Genomic DNA, 17,111 nt, shown 5'->3' on the forward strand with positions numbered 1-17,111 from the left:
ACGGGTTTTTACGTTCCTTTTCATCATTAAGATACTAGAGACCAACAGTAAGATTAATGCCCACTGTTCTCATCATAGGTAAAGAAGTAGACTCAATACCTATAGAGCTGTTATTTACATTAAATGCAGAGGCTTCGGGAGAAAAGCCATCTGTGTTTCGCTGAAAATAAAACAGGTTTCTTCCGTATACACCTAATTTTAATGAGTTAATCACCCGGTGCGGTAGTAAGTTTTGTGGGAACGTGTAAGACAGACTGATCTCACGCATGGCAACATAGCTCATATCGTTGATCATTTCTTCCGACACCATTACCTCTTTGTCACTCGCCACCATGTTCCAATAATCCTGGGCGGCTACCTGTTTGCTATTTTGAACGCCGGTACTTACCCAATTACCCGAGCCATCTTTTTGTGCTACCATACCGGCTGCAACGTAGGTTCCGTCACGTCCCGGTAAGGTTTTTTTACTGGTACCATAAATAATTTGCTCGCGGCTCGACTGGGAGAAGATCACACCACCCTGGCGCATATCAACCAATGCATATAAATTAAAACCTTTGTATTTTAAGGTGTTTCCAAAACCTCCCAACCAATCCGGTTGTGCATTGCCAAGATCCGTTTCCACACGGCCCGCCGTACGCAAAGGCAAACCTGTAACGGGGTCAATCAACCGGTTTCCATCTGCATCTTTTATCCAGGCAAACTGCGTTCCAATAAGCTGGCCAAATGGTTTTCCTACCTCAGCCACAACATTAATTCCCCTGTCGGTTGCTAATAAGAAACTTTCTACCCCCGGGTATAAAGATTCGACTTTATTACGGTTCCTGTTAAAGTTAAAAACAGTAGTCCATTCAAAGCCCGATGCTGTTTTAACCGGCGTTGCTCCCAATACAAATTCAATTCCTTTATTACTGATCTCACCGGCATTGATACGATTTTTTACATAGAGGCTCGAAGGTGATATGGGGACATCGAGTATCTGGTTTTTAGTGCTTGCCTGGTAATAAGTGAAAGAGAAGGAGAGCCTGTTTTTTAAAAACCTCAGATCCGCCCCGGCTTCGATAGAAGTGGTCAATTCATTCTTTAAGTTGGGATCGGGGATAATCTCGGTATACGATGCCATAGGTATGCCCCCATGCGTATATTGATTGAGACTATAAGCTCCCACCAGCTGGTAAGGATTTCCTGAGTTGCCAGCCTGGGCCCATGATGCGCGTACTTTTGCGAAGGACAAGGCGTCCGACTTTAAGTTGAAAGCGTCGGTTAACACCAGGCTGGAACTAACAGAAGGATAAAAGAACGAATTGTTCTCTTTTGATAAAGTGGAAGACCAGTCGTTACGCGCCGAAAAATCTACAAACCAGTAATCGTTATAGCTAAACTGCCCCGAAAGGTATGCTGAATTGATTTCTGATTCTATCAGGTCGAATATATAGGTATTGGTGGTAGTGTTGTTAATAACAAACAGGTTGGGCACAATAAACTGGTTACCCGAATTGCCCGTCATGCGCAGGTACCTGCTTTGATGGCTGGCTCCCAGGTTGGTGCTAAGCTTTATTTTGTCTGACAGGTTAAAATTAGAACTGGCAAGGATGTCGTAATTATCTTCGCGTGAGCGAATCACTTCTTCGCGAATATCTCCCTTCCTGTTTAAGCTCTGATACGTGTTGATGGGCCTGTAGCGAAAGCGTTGATCGGTAAAAAAGTCGGTTCCGCCTGTAGCGGCTACTTTAAGCCAGGGTGCAAAATCATAACTTAACCGTAGCAAGCCTATAACACGGTCCCGGCGATCCTCGTTATGATTTTCATAAACGGTCCAGAATGGATTGGCCGTAGAACTATTGGTGGCATAGGTTTTTTCTACCCCTTCAGTGATGCCTGAAAAACCCAGTTGTTTACTTATTTCCTGTGCCGTCCATTTGTATTGCGACATGATGTCGTTACCCAGGCTCCGGGGCTGGCTAATAAACAAGTAGGCGGGGTTATCGGCAGCATCAGACAAGGTGGGCCTGTTGTTTCCCTTTTGAGCAATATAGTTCACTTTGGCGTCCATGTGAAGCTGATCGGTGATTTTAGCCTGTGTACGCAAACTAAAATTATTTCTTTTCAAGGTATTGGTGGGAATGTATCCCTTCACATCGGTGTTACCATACGAAAAGCGATAGTTTATTTTTTCATTACCACCATCCACGCTTAAATTGTTCACCCATTGTTTTTCGGTTTGAAAGAAAGATTCATACGTATCTGGTTTCGGTGTTAACTGCAGTATGTTGCCGTACGCGTCTTCGTAGGTTTGGCCCTCCATTTTGGGTCCCCAGCTGGCACGGGTAGTACGGTCTCTACCGGCGCTCATTTTAGGCGTGCCGGTAAAATTGTTTTTGATGGCATCGCTCATAGAAACAATGGTTCCATCGCTTTTTCGAAAATGGGTAAAATTGCCATTTAATCCCTGGCCATACTCGTTTTGAAAATCGGGTAACACCAGGCCATTGCCCAGTGAAAAATCGGTGCTATAGCTGATACGGGTTTTACCCGCTTTTCCTGATTTGGTGGTGATGAGTATAACACCGTTGCTTCCTCTCTGGCCATACAAAGCGGCTGCGTTAGGTCCCTTTAATATCGACATCGTCTCAATGTCTTCCGAATTAATATTGCTAATACCATCTCCATAATCGGTACCACCCACCTGGTTAGGCGCCGAAATATTTTGGTTATCAATGGGTACCCCATCTACTACGTAAAGCGGCTGACTATTGCCAATAAGTGAGTTGTTACCACGGATCACCACTTTTGACGATCCGCCTGCACCCGAGGCCGCCCTGCTTACCTGCACTCCTGCCACCTTTCCTGAAAGGGCATTAGCTACGTTGGCTTCTTTACCCTGCGTAAGCTCATTGCCTTTCAACTCGGCAACGGTGTAGCCCAATCCCTTTTTTTCCCTTTTAATACCCAGGGCTGTTACCACTACCTCCTGCAAATTCTCTGCTGCGGTTTCCATACTGATATTGATGGCCAGCTTATCCCGGCCAGAGATATTATAATCTGCCAGCTCCTTCGTTTTAAAACCGATGGATGATACGGTGATCTGGTACCCCTCTCCTGCCGGAACCTCGTTAAAAGAAAAAGTACCATCTGTAGCCGTAATCGTTGTTTTCTTAAAATTGGTGTTGGGGTTATTAATGGCTACGGTTGCCGACGAAATAGGCTTACCCCCTTCGTCGCGCACCACCCCGTTGATGGCTGCATACTGTTGCGCATAGGCTACCTGGGAGCTGGTTACCAAAAATACGAGCCATGCAAAACGCAGGCACCGGTTTACAGGCGTACCGATCCTGCTTTTTAGCATAAACATCATACGCAGGTAATGTTTGGAGAGTTGATAATTGTGCATAAATTAGGGATTAAATAAGTAGATCATTTTTCATTTTGTACCGTTATAACAATATTGTGAAGCTGTTGCAGGTCTGTCAATATTTTTAAATAAACCGAGGGAGCATTTTCGTAAGTACCACTGTAATATTTATTTTCTATCGCTTCAGGATCAAACTGCAGTTGAAGTTTGTAATTGTGGCTAATAATATTGAGCACATCTTTCAAGGCCATATTTTTAAATATCAGCCTGTTTTGTTTTTCCTGATAAAAGCCTTTCCTGTTGAATGCAGATGAGTTGGTTCTCGATTCGGCTATAATTTGTAGCGCCTGGTGGTTGATGGTCACTTCTTCATTAGGTACAAATTGCATATTTAGGGAAGCGGTGCCAGGCTTATCACCAACGCCCTGCACCTGAATACGGCCTTCATATAATTTTACTTTTGTAACCGACGACTGCAGCTCGTCCACACTAAATACAGTGCCTAAAGCGGTAGTCGTTAATCCGGTGCTATGCACCCTGAATGGCTTCGACCGGTCTTTGGCAACCGTAAAAGTTGCTTTTCCTTTTAAATAGATATCGCGCCTGGTTAATGCAGCAAAGCCATCAGCAAATTTCACTTCCGAACCCGGGTAGAGTTCAATTTTCGAACCGTCAGGCACCGTTACCGCCATGGGCAGGTTACCTGAATTGATATAATACAAATTGCCCTTCGGCTCTGGCTGAGCCGCCGCTTTTTTGTGCGGGGCCGTTTCTTTTAATGGGGGTTGCGGCAGCGCTACTGGTTCCTGGTGCTGTGCCGTAATGGGCGCAGTTGGCGCAGGCTTTTTCCAATAGTCAAAAAGACCCCAACCTACCAGGCCCGTCAATATAAATACAGCGGCATATTTAGATATAGTATATACCAGTCGCCGCCGGTTGGCCCTTTCAATTTTTCTTAAAAGCAGCTGCCTGATATTGTTCCGGCGCTCAAAGGGTATATTTTCTTCCGTATGGTGCCACTCCGTTTCAGGTAGCCAATCGTTTAAATCTATTAAGTTATGGTCCAAAGCATGCCGTATAGCTTCGGCTTCTTCGGCACTGGCTTTCCCCGAGAGGTAGCGCTCCATAACTTCTTTCGTAATGTTCATATATATCCATTACGATTCAAAAGCGCTCATCCCCCAAAAGAAAATTAAAAAACTTGCAGCATGAGTATCATCAGCAATAAAGCCTTTTTAATGTACTTCAGGGCAAGGGCAATATGATTTTCCACTGTTTTGGAAGAAATGGAAAGCTGGTCGGCAATTTGTTTGTGTGATAAATTGGAATAGCGGCTCAACATAAATACCTGTTTCCGCTTTTCGGGTAGCTGGCCAATTATCCACTGTAGTTTCAGTTCCAGTTGTTTCGCCTGGTAATCGTCGTAGGGTGAAGAGGGTTGCACCAGGTGTTTTCCTGCCTGAAGCAATTTTTTACGGTTATACTCTTCTTTTACCAGGTCGAGCATCGTTGTTCTGGCAATACAGAATATCTGTGATGCTATGCTGGCCTCCACCGTTTTTTCGGTGATGTTTTTCCATAGTTTAATGAATGTGCGCTGCACTGTTTCCTCCGCCAAATACGAGGATTGGGTTTTCCTGAAAGCATAGTTATACACTTTAGTACTCCACTGATCAAAGTAGTGCTCAAACTCCCAAATATTAAGCGGACCATTAACTCCCATTGCGTTATTTTGGACTACCTAAAAATAAGGAAACTAAATAAATCAAAATTATTTTACATAATGGCTGGTTATTTTATCAAAACGCTCCGACCCTATTGGTTTTTATGTGGGAGTCTTACTACCGTCATTTCGTCCGAAGGACTCCTTTCGAGAGCGCAGTCCCGATAACAATCGGGACGCAGCCGAGGGATCGCATGCTACGGAGTAATTTGCCAACTCACAATCGTCATCCCGACCGAAGTCCCTAAAAGGGACGCAGCGGAGGGATCTCACGCTACGGAGAAGGATTCAGCTTTTCAGAGAGATTCCTCGGCTTCACTTCACTTTGTTTCGTTACGGTCGGAATAACGGCGTAGGTGGGCGCCGTTCCGGTCGAAACGACAGGCCTCTTACTACCGTCATCCCGTCCGAAGGACTCTTTTGGAGACCGAAGTGGAGGGATCACATTACGAAGCGTGTATCCAATACTAAAAAGTAACCCACCGGCCAGCGGTGGGTTCAACTATAAAGCCCGGTGTTTTTCACGGGTAGCATTCATAGGTAGCTATTTGATATAATGAGTTATACTATCTGTATGTCATGCTGCTGTAGCGCTGCCTGCACTCCGGCCGAGTTTTGCGCCCGGGCAAGACTAATGGTGATCCGGCCCGGCTCGCAAGCGATTTCCACCACCTGCCCAATACTAAAACCGCTCTCCTGCAGCCATTCTCCAGCCAGCCTTATAACGGGATGCGGCAGGCGGCGCGATTTAAAAGGAACATAAGACGGGCTGCATATACCCATACGCATGGTAATGGACCGGTGTTTTTGTTGCGTGGTCATAGGTTATTGTTTTTTGTTGGTACAAAGAAAGTACAACGGCCATGCCTATTCAAGTTATACAATGGATAATTTACAGGGGTACAATGGATATTTTACCTAACTTTATCTACGTAGTTTTATACTATAAAACACCCTATTTTTGAACCTTTGAAAATACCGAATAACATGGACAAGAAAATACACGAAGGCCGCAATGTGAAACGCTTTAGAGAAATGCTGGGCATTAAGCAGGAAGCCCTGGCTTATGAACTGGAGAGAGCCAGTCCTGAGCTTGCCGAAGGAACCTGGAACCAAAAGAAAATATCGCTGCTGGAGCAAAAAGAAACCATTGATGCCGCCCTGCTCCAACAAATAGCCGATGTATTAAAACTGCCTGTAGAAGCTATTCAGAATTTTGATGAGGAACAGGCGGTGAATGTGATTGCGAATACATTTAATGATAATGCAATGTTGAATGCGATTAATCATAACCCAATTTTTCATCCCATAGATGAGTTGAAGAAATTACACGAAGAAAAGATGGCTTTGTATGAAAGGATGCTGAAGGAGAAGGATGAGATGATGGCGGAGTTGAAGAAGCTGATTGAAAAGAAATAAAATGAAAATCCCAATACGTTAACACTCCATTATCAACCTCACCAAACGATTGCAATGAGCCATTTTGACCCAGCTAAGAATAGAGTATTTTTTGGCAATACCGATAAACTAGCAGACTGGATAGAAGAAAGTAACGACAACCAAGGAAAAGTTATTAGCAAAATAAGGCTAATGCTAAAAAATTATTTAGAATTAGATAATGTAAGTTTCCTTTTTGGTTCTGGCACTTCAATTCATTTGGGAGCTGTGGCAATCAGGAATTTCCCTATAGAGGTCGAAGAACATGTTATTAACATTGAAGGAGGGAAATTTAAAGATGAGTTTGTTTCGACTATTGAAGCATTGCAAACGGAACAACTTGGCGGCAAAAAGAATAAAGAAGTTTTTGAAGATGGAAAAGGCTGGAAATTTGTTGTAGATGGAAAACTGGTAAGAGATAATGATTCCAAGGAGATCGCTATTGAATACGAAAAAGTGTTGAACTATCTGATAGCTAAGGATTTTGTACTTAGCGAGGACAAAAGTTCTAAAAGGACGGATAATATTGGCGAGCTAATTTCTACAATTAAAGAAGGATTATTTAATGTTTGTGATCTCGAAAAAAGAAAGGTACCTCGAAATATCATTGACCGAAAGAAGAAAAGCTCATACACGCCAAGCAAGGAACAGGGTACTCTATTGGAAAAACACAGCAAGTATATTTTTCACGAGAAATTCATTAAAGCCTTATTACAAAGGCCTCTGAATTTGCGTCGCGCGAATATTTTTACGGCAAATTATGATCTTGCGTTTGAGTATGCTTTTGATAGGCTTGGTGTTCATTATATAGATGGATTTGCGGGGTTTCATAAACGTTTCTTTAAGCCTGAAACCTTTGATTATGATATCTTCTATCCTGGTTCTACAACATCTGGTAAAGTACAACGGATAGAGAAAGTTGTGCGATACTTTAAATTGCATGGCTCCCTCTCGTGGGTTAATTCAGAAGCAAGGGATGCCAACAATTTATATGGAATTGAAGAAAAGCCCCTTGAGCTTATCGAATCTCTCAAGAAAAAAGGAGAAATTCTAATCTATCCTTCTGCAGTAAAAAAATCTTATACATTAGATTTACCTTATTCAGAACTATTTAGGCAGTTTGCATCAACAATCACCCAATCACAATCCGTTCTTATCACTATTGGCTATTCATTCGGTGATGACCATTTTAATGATATTATTTTTCAAGCATTATCTAATCCAACATTCACCCTAATTATTGTTGATTTTGCAGGCACCAGAAGCCCTTATATCAAAAATATGCAGGAATTAAATGACCCACGGATCATTATTCTTGAAGGCGAATTCTTTGGAGATTTCCTGACGTTTGCGGATACTTTAATGCCCAATTTTAATAACATAGATAATTACGAAGATGTAGCTTCTACTTTAAATAAGCTGTTAAGTAAAGCTAATGACGCTTCCGCAACTGCATCAGAAACACCTGAAAATTCTGGAGTATGAGCGAAAGAAATATTGGCAAAGTAATCTCCGTAGACAGCTTCAGGGTTTTCATAAGATTAGATGATGATCTGAAAAGCCTTTATAAAAGCGGCTATGAGGATATATATGAAGTAGCAAGAATTAATTCTTACATTATTATCCCTATCGGTGCGGATAAGATTGTAGCTATGGTTACCAGTGTCAGGGCAATTGATGAAACAGAATTGGGAAAAAACAAGGAAGCCATATTCCTGACAAAGTCTGCCAGATACCTGGTAGCGACAATGATAGGAACCATAGAGAATAATGGTAAATATATTCAGGGTGTTTACAACTACCCTATCCTTGATAATCCTGTGTGGTATGTGACGCGCCAAGATTTAGATAATATTTTTGATCAGAAGCAAAAAGCACCAGGAGATAAAATTAATTTTGAAGAGGATTATTATCTACCTATCGGCACTTCACCTTCATTTTCTGATTATAAAATCAAAATCAACCCTGATAAATTCTTCGGTAAACATGCAGCAATTTTAGGCAATACTGGTTCTGGTAAATCCTGCACTTTTGCATCCATTATACAAAGCCTGTTTGATTTTGAGTTTGACGGTAAAAAACTCAAAAATGCTCACATTATTATATTCGACACCAATGGAGAATACAAACAAGCCTTTCAAGGCACGAAAGAACAACCTTATAAAAACCTTGAATTAGTTAATCCTTTTCACATAGACAAAAATGGAATGAAAGTGCCGTTTTGGTTTATGAATTTTGCTGATTTCGATTATTTGTTTGAGCCTACCTCTGGCACACAAGCACCGGTATTTAAGAGAGCCTTGGGGCTGGCTAAGAACCAAAAGGATGTTGCGGAGAAACCCATTCTTGATAAATTCACGGAAAGGGGCATTCTAAGTTTATTTAATGCAGATCCAGATGACATTAAGAAAAAGAAATGTACCCAGAGTTACGGCAATTGGAACTATAAAACCAATAATGAAATCCTTCAACTTGCGAATTCTATTATTCCTAATGGTGATGCGACATTGAGTGATATTCAAACAGCATTATCGACACTTGGTGCAAACAATACAATAGCAGACGAAAAGGTAGCATTACAAGCATTGGAAGCGAAATATTTGGAATATTCGAGTTCCCAAAATGTTGAGCAAATTGCAATTGAGAAAAATATTGACCTCCCCATTTGGTTTAATTTTCAAGATTTAATTTCCAGGTTTTTTGACGAAGCAATTAATGAACAAGAAAGTTCCGGAAACAGATTAAGAGAGTTTGTTTCTACTCTTCGACTAAGACTACAATCGTATTTAAGTGACGAAAGAATTGCTCAACCCTTACTACTAAATCAAGCGGAAGAAATTACAGAAGCATTAGCCAAATTCATTTCTTTCATACTTGGTGATTTCTGTAAAGTGTACCAATCCGCAGATACAGATTTATTTACCGAGTTCTACAAAAAGCAATTAGTCAAAACAGATCAAGAAAAGTTAGCTCAGGACAAACCAAGCCAGATAACGATTATCGATATGTCTCTATTGCCTTATGAGGTATTGGAAACAATCACCGGCTTAGTAGGAAGGCTTATATTAGAGTTTGTATCACGTTTTCCCGAAAGTGACCGCGGCAAATTGCCAATGGTTATTGCGCTTGAAGAAGCGCAAAACTATATTCCTGAAAAGAATCGTGGGGATAGAGAATCAATAGCAAAAAGAGTTTTTGAGCGTATTGCAAGAGAAGGACGAAAATATGGAATATCCTTATTGGTATCTAGCCAGCGTCCTTCTGAATTGTCCAAAACTGTACTGTCACAATGCAATTCATTTATTATTCACAGACTCCAAAACCCTGAAGACCAAAAATATGTTCGTCAACTGGTATCTGCCGCCAACGAAGATATTCTTCAACAGTTACCCATCCTGCCGCAACAACACGTAGTTATTATGGGTGATGCGGTCAGAACACCTGTGCAAGCGAAAATGAATACGGCTAATCCGCGTCCGAATAGTAACAATCCGAAATTCATTGAAAACTGGACGAAGGATTTACCAAAAGATTTTCCAAACTATGCAAAGATTGCTGAAGCCTGGGAAAAAGGCGAGAAATATGATCCGTTGGCTACTAAACCGGAAGAAAAAGAAGAAGATGCAGTTTAGAGGTGGCGTTATAATCGTTGGCTCCCTGCTTTGGGAAATGACTCCCGAAAGAGAAAAATGGAGAACTTTATATCTGCAGATGGAACAAAAGACACCTGTACCAGTTCCAATTAGATATGGGAGAAAATCTACGAGCAGAATGGACACGTACACGATGATCTTTTCTAATCACCCCTCTACTAAACCAGGACAAGCTTTCATAATAGAGCTAAAAGATGAAATAAGGAGCTTCAGAGTGTTAGAAAAACATGCCTTTGCAATGGCTAAAGCAGAAGGTATTTGGAAGGATGAGATAACCCCTATAGTTAATAAACGTTGGGGAACAGTAAGCTTGCTAATAAATCCTCAAATTGATATGAAGGATAAGGCAAACGCTGACCTAATCAGAAATAGATGGCGAAAACTATATCAAACCTACAGTTCCTTTAATCCCTCAATCTATAACATTAATTCAGGTGATGCGCCAATAATAGACCAGGATGGCTTTTTACAACTACCTTGGATGGAGCAAATGAACAATTTTGATTTCCTATTAACTACTCCAACTGTTCCTGATCCACATGAAGCTTTACAACCGTCTGCAATAGCTAACAAAATGAACGATAAAAATCATTGGACTTATTTCAATGAAAATATTGCTAACGGGATAACAACTTTTCAAGACGATGAAATTCAAGCCCTACGACCCTAGTCGACAAAATATTTTTTAGTGAAAAGACAAGTTTAATACGTCTAAAATACCTCCATTAAAAAACATTCACAATGATAGTTCCATCAATGGCTGTTCAAGAAATACACAACGAAGTCTTTGAGGACATTCCAAACCTTAGAAATAAATTAACTGAGTACCGTGAAGATTTTAGAAAAACTGTATTAAAAGCTAGCCGTTACCCTTTGACAAAATCGTACGCTTGTAAAACAAAAGCGATGAAAAATTCTTTTTCTATAGACTTCACAGCTCAGAAAAGAAGTCACTGGAAAAGTCCAATCCTAAGTATTTTCGGCATGTATGATCGCCCTGAAGGCAAATATGCGTTTTCTGTTAGCCTTGATTTTAATCTCATAACAATATATCCACCCCATTTTTTCCAGAGATTTAGAGAACGAATCGCTAAGAACATGACCGTTTCAAACGAAAATCTCATTAAAGATTATTTTAAAAATGATTGGGGGTTTATAGCGGCGGTAGTAAATAAAGATTTTGAGTCAGTCTATCACAACTTCGAAGAAAACAATACTGATGAAAAGATCAGCTTTGTCGCCGCTACATCAAAAGGTTATTGTTTTGGAGAAAAGCAAGGCAGTGTCAATATCATAAAGACCATTGTATCTGAAGAAATGCTTTTTGGGTATCAGAAACATATATTCAGTGAGTTAAAGCATGCTTTTAGAGAAGCCAACAAGGACCGATATGGATTCGCGGTCTAAATCTTTTAGAAATAAGGAATGATCTCGTTTTAAATTTACGAGACAACTGGAATTAAGAAGTTTCAAGAACTCGTCAATCACTCTCCCTTCCGTAGCTTTTTCTCCCGTAACCTCCGCACTCAAAACTCCCGCGGGGTATGATCATTCTCAGTCAAGTTATCAAAATATAAATGCGATATGTTCAATCCGTAATGTCGAAACATTCAATATCGGTAAAAATCGATCATTTTCCCGGCCAACTTATCTCGTCCACCACCCCTAGTCAACGTATTTTAAGTCACATTCGGCTGGTAAATGCCCAAATCAGTCCAACCCTCCAGTTCCCTTTGGCCACTCAGCAGTTTGCTTCGGCGTTGCGCGGTTTACCATCGGCTGAGGGGAGAGAACCTTCGCGCGCGCAGCTACAGGCTTCAACGGCGAAGGTAAAAAATCTCTCCGCCGGGGTTTAGAGGTAAGGTATATTCCATCATTTTGTAATCACCCTGCTTGTAAATTTTTGAAAAATTTACAACTCACCTGTTTACAGATTTGGCTGGGCTGACAGTAGCATCACTACGGACGGAAAGGAATTTCACATTACGAAGCAAGATTCGGCTTTACGTAGAGATTTCTCCCAGTCCGAACCGGCACCGGCGGGGCTCCACTTCGTTACGCTCGAAATGACGAGCATTGAGCACAACCAAAAACTTGTTCCCTGCTTTTAAAATTTTACTTTAGCAGCGCATTCGGGTAAATGAACAACAAAACCAAACCATGAGTCAAAAACAATTAAGTGAGTTCACCAACGAAGAATTGGTGTTGGAAGAAAAAAAGCGCAAATCATCGGTAACTATTTATGCCATCCTGGTGGCTTTAATGATCGGCGTGGGCATTTACAGAACGATGAAAAATGGCTTTGGTGCCTTTAGCGTTTTACCGTTGGTATTTTTATTTATCGCCTTATCGCTGTACAATAATTACCAGGCGGTGAAAAAAGAGATCGCATCCCGCAAAACGCTGTAACAGTATGAGCTTTTAAAAAAGATAACTATGAAACTTTCAACAAAAGCAAGCAACATTTACCAAAGCATTAGTAAGGCCGATACCAAACTGGGCGACCTGCGGAAGATAGCTACCGATATCAAAAAAGATCATGACCTGGCGATGGAGCTTTGGAGCACCGGCCATTATATGGCCCGCCAACTGGCCATATTGATCATGGACAAAAAGCTGCTTTCCCCCGAACTGATCGACCAGCTGGATCAGGATATACAGCAACATCCGCCGGACGAAAGCACCCAGCTCATCGACTGGCTGATGGCCAACCAGCTATCAAAAGATAAAAAAACCATTCAGCTGATGGAATCCTGGGAGCACAGCCCCTCTCCGCTTCAAAGACGGATTTTTTGGTATTACCAGGCCCGCCTGCGCTGGATGGGACAGCCGTCACCCCCGAATACCGAAGCCCTGTTAACCGCCATTGAAGAACGCATACAAAACGAAGCACCCGAAGTACAATGGGCCATGAATTTCACCGCCGGGCAAATTGGTGTGTTCCAGCCCGAACATCGCGCACGATGCATCGCCATTGGTGAGCGTACGGGTTTGTATAAGGACGAGGTAGTGGCTAAAAACTGTACACCGAGCTACCTGCCTGAATTTATTGCGATACAGGTGGAGAAGCTGGGGAAGTGAGACTGTTCACTCGTTATACAAATGAAAACGGTAGACACTTTCAACCGTCATCCCGACCGAAACGCAGCGCCTGCCCGGACGAACATAGTTTGGACGGGGAGGGATCTCACATTACGAAGCCAGATTGAAACTACGTAGAGGTTCCTCCTCGTCCGTACCGGCACGGGCGGGCGCTACGCTCCTGCGTCGCTACGGTCGGAACGACGGCATGGGTGGGGCGGCTCCCTCCCATCACCCGATCAAAAAAAAATTGGTCACTCCCCTAATCAATCGTAATATTGCAATGAAACGATCAAATAATGGGTTTAACTAAATCAGATATTTTTACGGCGGAACAAAATCATTTATCAGTGCTGTTTAAAGCCTTGGCCCACCCCGCCCGTATTGCCATTCTTCAGCACCTCATTAAACAAAATGCCTGTATCTGCAACGACCTGGTGGCAGAACTGGGACTGGCCCAGGCTACCATTTCGCAGCACCTGAAGGAGCTTAAAAATACTGGTATCATCAAAGGAAATATTGAGGGCACCAGCGTGTGCTACTGCATCGACGAAAAGGTATGGAAACAATTCAAAAAAGAGCTGAATGCCTTTTTTACCAACGACGTGGCGGCTCAAAAATGCTGCTGATCTTTTTCACGCCTTCATTCATCGCAATATTGCATTATAACAATTAATAAGATCATTATGAAACTTTCTGAATTAAAAGAATTGCTGCCGCAGCTACAGAACGTAGCTTTTGAACTCCCCAACGGAGGATGGGTACCCGAACATTTTCATGTAACAGAAGTGGGCCTGGTAACCCGCCATTTTATTGATTGTGGCGGCACCATCAGGAATGAGCAGGTGGTTAATTTCCAGCTCTGGAATGCCAACGATTACGAGCACCGGTTAAAACCGCAGAGGCTGCTGAACATTATCCGCCTTTCAGAAGAAAAGCTGGGCATCCCCAACCTGGACATTGAAGTGGAATACCAGGGCGATACCATTGGTAAATACGGACTGGGCTTCGCCAACGATCATTTTGTGCTGGAAAGCAAAACTACTGCCTGCCTGGCTGAAGACGCCTGTGGTTTGCCTGCAAAAAATGCGCAGGGCAACCTGGCTGAGCAACCTGCTTCATCCTGCTGTGGTGGTGGAAGCTGTTAAAAAGTTTTTCATCCGACAAAGGAGAAAGGCACTTTTGTTCATCATCCCGACCAAAGTCCCGGGAAGGGACGCAGCGGAGGGATGTCACATTACGAGACGAGATTCGGCATTCCACAGAGATTTCTCTGCTACGCTCTCCAAGGGAGTTCTTCGAACCTGCGTCGCTACGGTCCCGGCTCAGCCTGGACGGCGTGGGTAGTACTCATCCCGAACAGAATAAAATTAACGTTCAAATTATTTACATATAACAATCATGCAAGCAAAAAAAGTATTAGTACTCTGTACCGGCAATAGCTGTCGTAGTCAGATGGCGGAAGGCTATTTAAAACATTTCGCTGGCGAGAAGGCCCTTGTCTACAGTGCGGGTGTAGAAACCCATGGAGTGAATCCAAAAGCCATTGAAGCCATGCGGGAAGATGGCATTGATATATCCGGTCATACCTCCAACAACGTAACCGAGTATGCCGCTATCGATTTCGACTTTGTAATTACGGTATGTGATAACGCTAAAGAACGCTGCCCTGTACTTCCCGGCAAAGCCCAACAATTCCATTACAATTTTCCCGATCCGGCCAAAGCCACGGGCACCCCGGAAGCCATCCAACAACAATTTCACCACACCCGCGACTTGATCAGGGAGTATTGCAGGGATTTTGTGAGGGATTATTTGTAGGGCGGTTCGTCATCCCGACCGAAGTCCCTGCAATGGACACAGCGGAGGGATCTCATATTACGAAGACGGATTCGGATCCGCTACGTCATCCCGACTAAGTGAAGTGCAACGAAACGCAGCGCCTGCCCGGACGAACATAGTTTGGACGGGGAGGGATCTCGCTTACGAAGCGAGGTTCGGCTTTTCGTAGAGGTTCCTCGACTCGTTCTCCGAAGGAGTTCTTAGAACCTGCGTCACTCACTCGGAACGACGGTATGGGTGGGCTTCGTCATGGACAGAGACATCAGCCTATTACAATCGTCATCCCGCCACTGATCACATTAATTATACCTGTTCACCGGCATTAAAAACTCACCCGATATATCTACCGATTGATTTTTGCAGGCAACGGGATCGCCCATATTCCAGATAGTACCGCTGAAGCTGCCGGAGACCATCGCGCCGCTCTCATTTTTATATTCTGTTAAAGTCAACGACCCGGTGGACGACCGGCCCTTTTTACAACTGTTGCCATCTTTCAGCAGCTCATCATCTACACAGTTATAACTTACCAGTGGGGATGTTTTTAAATAAACGGCAAATACATGGCCCTGCGGCGTAGCGGTAGTAGCAAATGGCAGCGTACCTGCCTGCGGGCGCTCAGTATTAATGGTTACCGTTTTTTGCTCTCCGGCATGCGTAAAAGTGATACCCAGTTCGCCGGCATCATCTACGAACAATACCGCTGCATTACCCGTTGATTGAACCGGTCCGTTGGGTTTGATGATCTCTCCTTCCGTAAAAACAGTGGTAACGCCATCCACCGTAAAACGGGCAAAATATTTATCGGTAATGGTGATGGTACTTACCAGGATCAGCTTAGTGGTTTTACCGGCATGTATGGCTTCAATATCCACCGATACCGATACGGTGTTGGGCGACGGCACTTTGTCCGGCGCGGTATACACCGCTTTGGACCCCGAAGCCTGCAGACTACCCGATGCCGGTGAGAGTCGCCATTGTTTAAAGTTGAGGCGGTAATGATTGGTTTGCTCCAGCAAAGTACTGAGGTCGGTGATCTGGGGCAGTGGTGCCAGGTCCTCATCGCCGGCATCTTTGCGGTATAGCGGCTTTAATGGTGCCAGGCCTTCCTCCTCTTCCTGTGCCGTGCCCTTGCTTTTGGCAAAGCCATTTACGTAGAGGTGTACCTGTCCTTTGGTTTTAACAACGGCCTTTTCCGGCGCCAGCCGGAAATCGATCAGCTTACCGGTTACCCAATCGCTGAAGTGGGTGGTTTGTACTGATAGTGTTTGAGCAGCTTCATCGGTTACGGTGTTGCGGCAGCCCAGCCAGCTGCCATCGCCTTTCTGGGTAGCGATCCAGCTAAGGCCGGGTTGTAAGCCCGCTCCGTATTTCATAGTAATCGTAACGGGTTTGGCAAAGGTAGTTCCCTCCGGCGTTAACCGGTAGCCATTGCCCGCACCCAGCGGCGCTTCATTGCTAATAGGTTGAATGCCGATGGTTGTGGTAGCACTCAATGCCCCCGCAGGTATGTCAACGGTGATCTGCCCGTCCGGCGATTGTATGCGACCGCCACCGGCCCCTACCTGCTGTGTATACACGCTGCCTTTAGCGGTTCCTTTGGGTGTAATAGCAATAGTCACCTGCGATAGGTCTAACGGTGTTTCGTTCTCGGGCGTGTCGTTTTTTTGGCAGGACGTCGCCGCCACTACAAGCAGCAAAGCCAGTGACAGATATGCGGTACAGAAGGATCTTGTGTTCATGATGTTTGGTTTTTGTTCAATGGATCAGATGTTGAAAGTTTCGGGTACAAATTTGGGTGGTATGGCAATGGTGGCCTATCCTTGAAAAGGAGGATTTTTCTTTAGGGGTGGCCCCTCGGAACCGTCATCCCCACCGAACGTAGTCCCGGCTGAGCCGGGATGGAGTGAGCGGAGGGATCTCGCATTACGAAGCAAGATTCGGCTTTACGTAGAGGTTTCTCCGCTACGCTCCTACGTCGCTCCGGTCGAAAAGACGGACATTTGGGGGGACGGCATCGCGT

Annotated in this window: 15 protein-coding genes; 10 read left to right on the forward strand and 5 right to left on the reverse strand. The window is 43.6% G+C overall.

Features of this window, described 5'->3' with window-relative positions:
• Positions 1-34: 34 nt before the first annotated feature.
• From ACLOAU_RS18315 to ACLOAU_RS18330, 4 genes are all read right to left on the reverse strand, one after another.
• On the reverse strand, positions 35-3,391 hold the full coding sequence (locus ACLOAU_RS18315) for a SusC/RagA family TonB-linked outer membrane protein (RefSeq protein WP_427863358.1): 3,357 nt from the start codon (positions 3,389-3,391) through the stop codon (positions 35-37).
• 23 nt (positions 3,392-3,414) lie between these two features.
• The gene (locus tag ACLOAU_RS18320; protein WP_427863359.1) at positions 3,415-4,500 is read right to left on the reverse strand and encodes a FecR family protein; all 1,086 of its coding nucleotides are present in this window, start codon (positions 4,498-4,500) and stop codon (positions 3,415-3,417) included.
• A 44-nt stretch (positions 4,501-4,544) separates the two neighbouring features.
• Positions 4,545-5,075: a sigma-70 family RNA polymerase sigma factor gene (locus ACLOAU_RS18325; protein ID WP_427863360.1), complete on the reverse strand. Its 531-nt coding sequence runs from the start codon at positions 5,073-5,075 to the stop codon at positions 4,545-4,547.
• 561 nt (positions 5,076-5,636) lie between these two features.
• Positions 5,637-5,897 carry a SymE family type I addiction module toxin gene (locus tag ACLOAU_RS18330; protein WP_427863361.1) on the reverse strand — a complete coding sequence of 87 codons (261 nt, stop codon included), beginning with the start codon at positions 5,895-5,897 and terminating at the stop codon, positions 5,637-5,639.
• Between the two features lie 165 nt (positions 5,898-6,062).
• Between ACLOAU_RS18330 and ACLOAU_RS18335 the strand changes: the two genes are divergently transcribed.
• The 10 genes from ACLOAU_RS18335 to ACLOAU_RS18380 all read left to right on the forward strand — a co-directional run bounded on the left by ACLOAU_RS18335 (position 6,063) and on the right by ACLOAU_RS18380 (position 15,067).
• A complete protein-coding gene (locus ACLOAU_RS18335) occupies positions 6,063-6,494 on the forward strand; it encodes an XRE family transcriptional regulator (protein WP_427863362.1) in 432 nt (143 codons plus the stop codon).
• 54 nt (positions 6,495-6,548) lie between these two features.
• Positions 6,549-7,997, forward strand: a complete 1,449-nt coding sequence (locus tag ACLOAU_RS18340; protein ID WP_427863363.1) for an SIR2 family protein — start codon at positions 6,549-6,551, stop codon at positions 7,995-7,997.
• Positions 7,994-10,144 (forward strand): ATP-binding protein, encoded by a 2,151-nt coding sequence (locus tag ACLOAU_RS18345; RefSeq protein ID WP_427863364.1) that lies wholly within the window; start codon positions 7,994-7,996, stop codon positions 10,142-10,144. Before ACLOAU_RS18340 ends, ACLOAU_RS18345 begins: the two co-directional genes overlap by 4 nt.
• Complete coding sequence (locus ACLOAU_RS18350) at positions 10,095-10,835, forward strand: hypothetical protein (RefSeq protein ID WP_427863365.1); 741 nt, start codon at positions 10,095-10,097, stop codon at positions 10,833-10,835. The genes ACLOAU_RS18345 and ACLOAU_RS18350 overlap by 50 nt, the downstream gene beginning before the upstream one ends.
• 71 nt (positions 10,836-10,906) lie before the next feature.
• The gene (locus tag ACLOAU_RS18355) at positions 10,907-11,572 is read left to right on the forward strand and encodes a hypothetical protein (RefSeq protein ID WP_427863366.1); all 666 of its coding nucleotides are present in this window, start codon (positions 10,907-10,909) and stop codon (positions 11,570-11,572) included.
• Between the two features lie 753 nt (positions 11,573-12,325).
• Positions 12,326-12,574 carry a hypothetical protein gene (locus ACLOAU_RS18360; RefSeq protein WP_427863367.1) on the forward strand — a complete coding sequence of 83 codons (249 nt, stop codon included), beginning with the start codon at positions 12,326-12,328 and terminating at the stop codon, positions 12,572-12,574.
• A 27-nt stretch (positions 12,575-12,601) separates the two neighbouring features.
• Positions 12,602-13,246: a DNA alkylation repair protein gene (locus ACLOAU_RS18365; protein ID WP_427863368.1), complete on the forward strand. Its 645-nt coding sequence runs from the start codon at positions 12,602-12,604 to the stop codon at positions 13,244-13,246.
• A gap of 299 nt (positions 13,247-13,545) precedes the next feature.
• A complete protein-coding gene (locus ACLOAU_RS18370) occupies positions 13,546-13,875 on the forward strand; it encodes an ArsR/SmtB family transcription factor (protein WP_427863369.1) in 330 nt (109 codons plus the stop codon).
• 57 nt (positions 13,876-13,932) lie between these two features.
• Complete coding sequence (locus tag ACLOAU_RS18375) at positions 13,933-14,394, forward strand: DUF6428 family protein (protein ID WP_427863370.1); 462 nt, start codon at positions 13,933-13,935, stop codon at positions 14,392-14,394.
• A 253-nt stretch (positions 14,395-14,647) separates the two neighbouring features.
• Entirely contained in the window at positions 14,648-15,067 is a 420-nt protein-coding gene (locus tag ACLOAU_RS18380; protein WP_427863371.1) for an arsenate reductase ArsC, read from the forward strand.
• Between the two features lie 320 nt (positions 15,068-15,387).
• Here the strand turns inward: ACLOAU_RS18380 and ACLOAU_RS18385 are convergent, their stop codons facing one another.
• Positions 15,388-16,830, reverse strand: coding sequence for a hypothetical protein (locus ACLOAU_RS18385; RefSeq protein ID WP_427863372.1), 1,443 nt, complete (start codon positions 16,828-16,830; stop codon positions 15,388-15,390).
• Positions 16,831-17,111: the final 281 nt, after the last annotated feature.

The sequence above is a fragment of the Paraniabella aurantiaca genome, from assembly GCF_050309965.1.
Lineage (GTDB): Bacteria > Bacteroidota > Bacteroidia > Chitinophagales > Chitinophagaceae > Niabella.

What these genes read in the sequence shown, in the direction of transcription:
- ACLOAU_RS18315 (WP_427863358.1), bottom strand. Translation starts at nt 3,391, where the DNA reads ATGCACAATTATCAACTCTCCAAACATTACCTGCGTATGATGTTTATG.
- ACLOAU_RS18320 (WP_427863359.1), bottom strand. Translation starts at nt 4,500, where the DNA reads ATGAACATTACGAAAGAAGTTATGGAGCGCTACCTCTCGGGGAAAGCC.
- ACLOAU_RS18325 (WP_427863360.1), bottom strand. Translation starts at nt 5,075, where the DNA reads ATGGGAGTTAATGGTCCGCTTAATATTTGGGAGTTTGAGCACTACTTT.
- ACLOAU_RS18330 (WP_427863361.1), bottom strand. Translation starts at nt 5,897, where the DNA reads ATGACCACGCAACAAAAACACCGGTCCATTACCATGCGTATGGGTATA.
- ACLOAU_RS18335 (WP_427863362.1), top strand. Translation starts at nt 6,063, where the DNA reads ATGGACAAGAAAATACACGAAGGCCGCAATGTGAAACGCTTTAGAGAA.
- ACLOAU_RS18340 (WP_427863363.1), top strand. Translation starts at nt 6,549, where the DNA reads ATGAGCCATTTTGACCCAGCTAAGAATAGAGTATTTTTTGGCAATACC.
- ACLOAU_RS18345 (WP_427863364.1), top strand. Translation starts at nt 7,994, where the DNA reads ATGAGCGAAAGAAATATTGGCAAAGTAATCTCCGTAGACAGCTTCAGG.
- ACLOAU_RS18350 (WP_427863365.1), top strand. Translation starts at nt 10,095, where the DNA reads ATGATCCGTTGGCTACTAAACCGGAAGAAAAAGAAGAAGATGCAGTTT.
- ACLOAU_RS18355 (WP_427863366.1), top strand. Translation starts at nt 10,907, where the DNA reads ATGATAGTTCCATCAATGGCTGTTCAAGAAATACACAACGAAGTCTTT.
- ACLOAU_RS18360 (WP_427863367.1), top strand. Translation starts at nt 12,326, where the DNA reads ATGAGTCAAAAACAATTAAGTGAGTTCACCAACGAAGAATTGGTGTTG.
- ACLOAU_RS18365 (WP_427863368.1), top strand. Translation starts at nt 12,602, where the DNA reads ATGAAACTTTCAACAAAAGCAAGCAACATTTACCAAAGCATTAGTAAG.
- ACLOAU_RS18370 (WP_427863369.1), top strand. Translation starts at nt 13,546, where the DNA reads ATGGGTTTAACTAAATCAGATATTTTTACGGCGGAACAAAATCATTTA.
- ACLOAU_RS18375 (WP_427863370.1), top strand. Translation starts at nt 13,933, where the DNA reads ATGAAACTTTCTGAATTAAAAGAATTGCTGCCGCAGCTACAGAACGTA.
- ACLOAU_RS18380 (WP_427863371.1), top strand. Translation starts at nt 14,648, where the DNA reads ATGCAAGCAAAAAAAGTATTAGTACTCTGTACCGGCAATAGCTGTCGT.
- ACLOAU_RS18385 (WP_427863372.1), bottom strand. Translation starts at nt 16,830, where the DNA reads ATGAACACAAGATCCTTCTGTACCGCATATCTGTCACTGGCTTTGCTG.